The following is a 5,146-nucleotide window of genomic DNA, read 5'->3' as shown; positions in this document are numbered from 1 at the left end:
GTCCGCGAGCCGACAGAGCAGCCACGCGGCAAGGGCGGGGAGCCATGACTGGCCGGCTGCGAGCCCGGCGCTGGCCAGCCCGAGGACCAGGTTGAGCCCGGTCAGTCGGTTCGGGGTGATCCACGAGACGTCCAGTCCCGCCGCGGCGCGGTCGAGCGCGGGTGCGAGGAAAGGCCGAAGACGCGTATCAAACACGGGGTTCCTTGTTCTTGCGCCGCGACCGCACGGCGACGATCAGCCCTACAAGGGTGAGCAGACCGAGGGCTGCCGTGGCCACCTGGGCCGGCCAGCCGAACTCGAGGCCGAAAGCACCCAGCGCGAGGAAACTCACGGTCCCGGGGAGGATGCCGATCATCGTTCCCGAGAAGTAGGGCCACCAACCCAGGGCGGTGAGTCCGGCGGAGTAGTTGATCGCGGTGAATGGCAGCACCGGAATGAGCCGCACCCCCACAACGGCGGGAAACCCGCGCTTGCTGAGGACGGCGTCGACCTTTTCCACCCGGGTGCCGGTGAATTTCTCGACAGCGTCGCGGCCCAGGGCGCGTCCCAGCCAGAACGCCGCGGACGCGCCCAGCAACGCCGCGCAATAGACAACGACCAGCCCGGGGCCGAAACCGAACAGCACTCCGGCGGCGATGGAGAGCACGTTCTTGGGAACGGGCGCGAGAGTCAGGGCGGCGTACCCGGCAGCGAAGCCCACGGGCCCCCACCAGCCGGCCTGCTCCACCAGCGCGCGCAACTCATTCACGTCCGGGATGGGCACGGTGAGGACCACCGTGGTCGCTGCCACGATGATCAGGATCAGCAGCAGGACCCGCCGGAGCGGGGTGAGGAACGGTGCGCGGCGGCGCACGTGGTCTTCGTCCATGCTCTCCCGCCATCGGCTGCCCGGCTCGGCCCGTTCGGCTCGTTCGGGCGCCGGACCCGCTTCGAGGATACTGGAAACAGCATCCCCAACAGTCTAAGGACGCCCATGACCCGCTCTTCCGCCATTGCACGACGACGCCGTGCGGCCGTGCCCTCGGCCGCAGCAGCCCTGACACTGCTGCTCACCTCTTGTGCGGGAGCAACCGCCGGAGCGGTAGAACCCTTCGCGAGCTTCGACGAGGTTCAGGCGGAGGCGGAGGGTCAGACCGTTGATCTGTGGATGTACGGGGGAGATGAACAGGGCAACGCCTACGTGGACGAGGTCCTCGCCCCGGCGGCCATGCAGCAGGGAGTCACCCTCCGCCGCGTGCCGATCACGGATACCCAGGATGCGGTGAACCGTGTGCTCAGTGAGCGTCAGGCAGGGCGCGACGACGGCTCGGTGGACCTGGTCTGGGTCAACGGCGCCAACTTCAGCACCGGGCGCCAGGCCGAGGCCTGGCGGTGCGGGTGGACCGACCTGCTACCGAACATGGAGTACACCGACCCGGAGGACCCGCTGCTCCTCAATGACTTCGGAACCCCGGTGGAGGGCTGTGAAGCGCCCTGGCACAAAGCACAATTCACCTTCTTCTATGATTCCGAAGCGATTACCGACCCGCCGACCTCGTTGAGAGGCATCCTCGACTGGGCGACGGACCATCCGGGCCGTTTCACATATCCGGCACCACCGGACTTCACCGGCAGCGTTTTCCTCCGCGAAGTCCTGCTCAGCGAAGCCGGTGGCGCCGACCAGATACCCCTGGAGTACAGCCAGGAAGCATTCGACGAACATGCCCCCGCAGCGCTTGAAGCACTGAGCGAGGTGGCGCCGTCGCTCTGGCGCGAAGGCCGCACCTACCCGCGCGACGAGCAGGCACTGAACACCCTTTTCGCCAACGATGAGGTGGACATCGCCATGACCTACGGACCGGCCACACTCAGCGACCTCGTAGCCTCCGGTGCGCTACCGGAATCCACCAAGGTCCTCACCCTGGATGAGGGTACGGTGGGCAACGCGAGTTTCCTTGCCATCCCGGCGAACGCGGCCGATGCAGCCGGAGCGATGGTCGTCGCCAACATAGCCCTGTCGCCGGAGCAACAGGCTGCCAAGGCCGACCCAGCAGTTTGGGGACAGTTCACGGTACTTGACACCGGTCTCCTTTCACCGGTGCAACAGGACCTGTTCGAGCTGTTGCCCGAGTCCCCGATCGTCCCGGACTATGAGGAACTTTCCCGCAACGCTCACGGTGAACTCGCCGCGGAATGGGTGCCGGCACTGGATGAGGCATGGCGGCAGGACGTCGCCCCCATCCGATGAGCAGAGGTCCAGGTTCTCCCGCCACCACCGGGCGGTCGGTGCTTTTCGCACTGCCCGCAGTGCTCCCGGTCCTGGCGGTCCTCGGCGTGTCCCTGACCGCGGCCGTGCTGCAGAGCCTCGGGTTGATGCCGTTCATCGGACCCCCGGACCTCAGCTTCGAGGCGTGGACCGGCAACACCGGCGAACTGTTCCGCGCCACCGGCCTTTCCCTCTACATCGCTGCGACCGCTACCGTATTCTCCGTGTGCATCGGCTTCCTGATCGCCGCGTACGTCCTCGCAATGCCACGGATGGGACGGATCGTGGCGGCTTTGAGCGCCGCAACCATCCCCATTCCTCACGTGATAGGTGCCGGGGCCATCGGATTGCTGCTCTCTGACAGCGGATTCCTGGAACGGCTGCTCGGCATGCCCGACGCATTTCCAGTGCTGGTGGGGGGCCCCTGGTGGATCGCCGCGATCACGGAATACGCCTGGAAAGAGTCGGCGTTCGTGGCGCTGGTGGTGCTCGGGAGCATCGCACGCTCTGTCGGGGAGCTGTGTGATGCCGCCGCGACCCTCGGCGCGACCGCAACGCAACGGATCCTCCGGGTGGTGCTGCCGCTGGCCATGCCATCCCTGGCGGTCTCGGCCGTGATCGTCTTCGTCTACACTCTCGGCTCCTACGAGGCCGTCTGGCTGCTGGGTCCCACCTCGCCAGAACCGTTGCCGGTGCGCGCCGTGCGGCTTTTCGGGTCCGTGGACCTGGCTGCCCGGCCGCAGGCCATGGCCACGGCCCTGGTGTCCGTGGCCGTCGGTGCGGCCGCCATCCTCGCCGGGATCCTGGTATTGCGGCGAGTGAGGGGATTCCGGTGATCCCCACACTGCAGCCCGCATCGGCATCGATGCGCCGGACCCTTCCCGGCGGCACACCGATGCGGATGGTCCTGGGGCTCCTGCTCGTCGGATGGATCCTGCTGCCACTGGTTCCGGTGCTCCTGTGGTCCGTCGCCGGTTCATGGTTTGCGCCGGCCGTCCTCCCGTCGTCGTACTCGCTGCAGGGCTTCTCCGCGCTGGCCACAGCGGATGCTGCCCGCGCCGCCGCGTCATCGCTCTGCCTGGGGGCGGGAGTCGCCGTGACCGCAACACCGCTGGGCTACCTGGGAGCAATCGCCGCTCGAGAATTACCCGCTCTTCCCGGCCGGGTTGTGGAGCTGGTGCTCTTGGCGCCGCTGGCCATTCCACCGTTCGCGCTGGTCATGGGCGTCAACGTTGCGCTCCTGCGCCTCTCCACGCCGCCGTTCGCCGGTGTCGTCCTGGTGCTCGCGGTCACAGCCCTGCCCTACACGGCGTTCATGTTCCGCAGCGCCCTGGCAACCTACGACCATCGCTTCGAAGAGGTTGCACGCTCCCTCGGCGCAACCACCAGCCAGACAGCCCGTCATGTCCGGTTGCCGCTACTCGCCGGTGCCACCGCCCGTGCGTTCTTCCTCGCGTTCCTGGTGGGCTGGGGCGACTACATCACCACGCTACTCATCGGCGGAGGCCAGCTCCTCACGCTGCCCATGCTGCTAGGTTCCGCAGCATCAGCTACCGGTAATGAACAGCTCACCGCGGCACTGTCCCTGGCAATCATCGTGCCGCCGCTCGTGCTGCTGGCAGCCCTTACCCTGCCCGCGAGCCGAAATAGGAGAAAATGATGAGCTCCCGTCTCGAATTCCGCGGTCTGTCACGCGCCTTCGGGCAGGCTGAGGTGCTTCACGAGGTATCCCTGACTGTCGAACCTTCCCGCTGCGTCGCCCTGCTCGGGGCCTCAGGAAGCGGGAAATCCACGTTGCTGCGCATCGCAGCCGGACTCGACGACCCCTCGTCCGGGCAGGTGCTGGTGGACGGCAGCGATCTCGATGGGGTTCCGTCAGAGGAACGCGGTCTAGCCCTGGTATTCCAGAAACCACTGCTCTTCCCGCACCTGAACGTGGTGGACAACGTGGCGTTCTCCGCCAGAATGACCGGACAATCACGCAAAGCCGCCCGCCGCCACGCCATGGCCTACCTCGAACTGGTGCATCTTTCGGACCTCGCACGCCGCTCCGCCGGATGCCTCTCCGGCGGACAGGAACAACGCGTGGCCCTGGCCCGGGCCCTGGCCCGGAACCCCCGCATCCTCCTGCTCGACGAGCCCTTCAGTTCCCTCGATTCACGCCTGCGAGACGACATGTACTCGCTTGTCGAGGATATCCGGGCCGAACTCGCCCCCACGATAGTCCTGGTGACCCATGATCGACGGGAAGCCTCGATCCTCGCAGACTCCATCGCCGTCCTGGACGAGGGCCGGATTCTGCAACACGGGCCCGTCGCCCAACTGCACTACCAACCAGCCACGCTGGCAGTGAACAGGATTCTTGGCGGGCTCAACGCCCTCTCCGGACGAGTGACCGGCGGGATCCATCAATCCGTGTTCGGCCGCGTACCTGTGCAACCCGGCATGGTTGATGGGCCGGCTTTCCTGGTGATGCGGCAGGAAGCGATCCGGATCGTGGTGACCGGGGAGGGGACGGCCGTCGGATCCGTGACCGGACTGAAGTCGCTGGGCGCCCACACCTTGGTCCGCACCGAGGTGACCGGAGACCACGGACCATCCGGGACACTCACCATCGATGTCGCAGGCGAACCCGATGTGACCATGGGGCAGGTGGTAGGCCTGAAACCGGTCAACGACAGCGGATGGGCCGTAACCCGGTAGAGGTCAGCGGGTAACGGTGAGGGGCGGGGTCGGTTCGCGGTGCCAGGGCGGTGCGCTGAGGAGGAAGACCGTGGCGGCGATCATCACGCCGGCGGCGAAAATGGTGTCCAGATGGGTCGACAACGCGGTGCCGTTGTACATGGTGATGCCCACCGCCAGCAATGATCCTGCCAGAAAGATGAGCGCGACCCAATGCTG

The 5,146-nt window shown here is 66.8% G+C and carries 6 protein-coding genes and 1 pseudogene; 4 read left to right on the top strand and 3 right to left on the bottom strand.

Translation table 11 applies throughout. The features are described 5' to 3' along the window. Together Y705_RS0101165 and Y705_RS0101160 are read right to left on the bottom strand one after the other, a co-directional pair. Positions 1-195: pseudogene (locus Y705_RS0101165) on the bottom strand (CDP-alcohol phosphatidyltransferase family protein); the annotation flags it as partial. Next, entirely contained in the window at positions 188-868 is a 681-nt protein-coding gene (locus Y705_RS0101160) for a TVP38/TMEM64 family protein (protein ID WP_049822075.1), read from the bottom strand. The gene Y705_RS0101160 and the pseudogene Y705_RS0101165, both read right to left, overlap by 8 nt. 105 nt (positions 869-973) lie before the next feature. On the opposite strand from Y705_RS0101160, the gene Y705_RS0101155 reads away from it, so the two are divergent. From Y705_RS0101155 to Y705_RS16385, 4 genes are read left to right on the top strand one after another with little or no spacing between them, the layout of a single operon-like run. Continuing rightward, entirely contained in the window at positions 974-2,227 is a 1,254-nt protein-coding gene (locus tag Y705_RS0101155; RefSeq protein ID WP_026531541.1) for an ABC transporter substrate-binding protein, read from the top strand. Then, a complete protein-coding gene (locus tag Y705_RS16395; protein ID WP_081737679.1) occupies positions 2,224-3,081 on the top strand; it encodes an ABC transporter permease subunit in 858 nt (285 codons plus the stop codon). Before Y705_RS0101155 ends, Y705_RS16395 begins: the two co-directional genes overlap by 4 nt. Next, positions 3,078-3,905 carry an ABC transporter permease gene (locus tag Y705_RS16390; RefSeq protein WP_216698690.1) on the top strand — a complete coding sequence of 276 codons (828 nt, stop codon included), beginning with the start codon at positions 3,078-3,080 and terminating at the stop codon, positions 3,903-3,905. Before Y705_RS16395 ends, Y705_RS16390 begins: the two co-directional genes overlap by 4 nt. Next, complete coding sequence (locus Y705_RS16385; protein ID WP_049822072.1) at positions 3,905-4,948, top strand: ABC transporter ATP-binding protein; 1,044 nt, start codon at positions 3,905-3,907, stop codon at positions 4,946-4,948. The genes Y705_RS16390 and Y705_RS16385 overlap by 1 nt, the downstream gene beginning before the upstream one ends. Before the next feature lie 3 nt (positions 4,949-4,951). On the opposite strand, the gene Y705_RS22025 is transcribed toward Y705_RS16385, so the two are convergent. Next, positions 4,952-5,146: hypothetical protein (locus tag Y705_RS22025; RefSeq protein ID WP_162149015.1), on the bottom strand; the 195-nt coding region annotated here is incomplete at its 5' end.

Origin of the sequence: Arthrobacter sp. H41 (assembly GCF_000520535.1) — a bacterium.
Classification (GTDB): Bacteria; Actinomycetota; Actinomycetes; order Actinomycetales; family Micrococcaceae; genus Arthrobacter_D.
This window is presented reverse-complemented; position numbering and strand designations above follow the sequence as displayed.

Bases quoted from the DNA above. Each gene is read 5' to 3' on its own strand.
- Y705_RS16395 (WP_081737679.1), top strand. From the start codon at position 2,224: ATGAGCAGAGGTCCAGGTTCTCCCGCCACCACCGGGCGGTCGGTGCTT.
- Y705_RS16385 (WP_049822072.1), top strand. From the start codon at position 3,905: ATGAGCTCCCGTCTCGAATTCCGCGGTCTGTCACGCGCCTTCGGGCAG.
- Y705_RS0101155 (WP_026531541.1), top strand. From the start codon at position 974: ATGACCCGCTCTTCCGCCATTGCACGACGACGCCGTGCGGCCGTGCCC.
- Y705_RS0101160 (WP_049822075.1), bottom strand. From the start codon at position 868: ATGGACGAAGACCACGTGCGCCGCCGCGCACCGTTCCTCACCCCGCTC.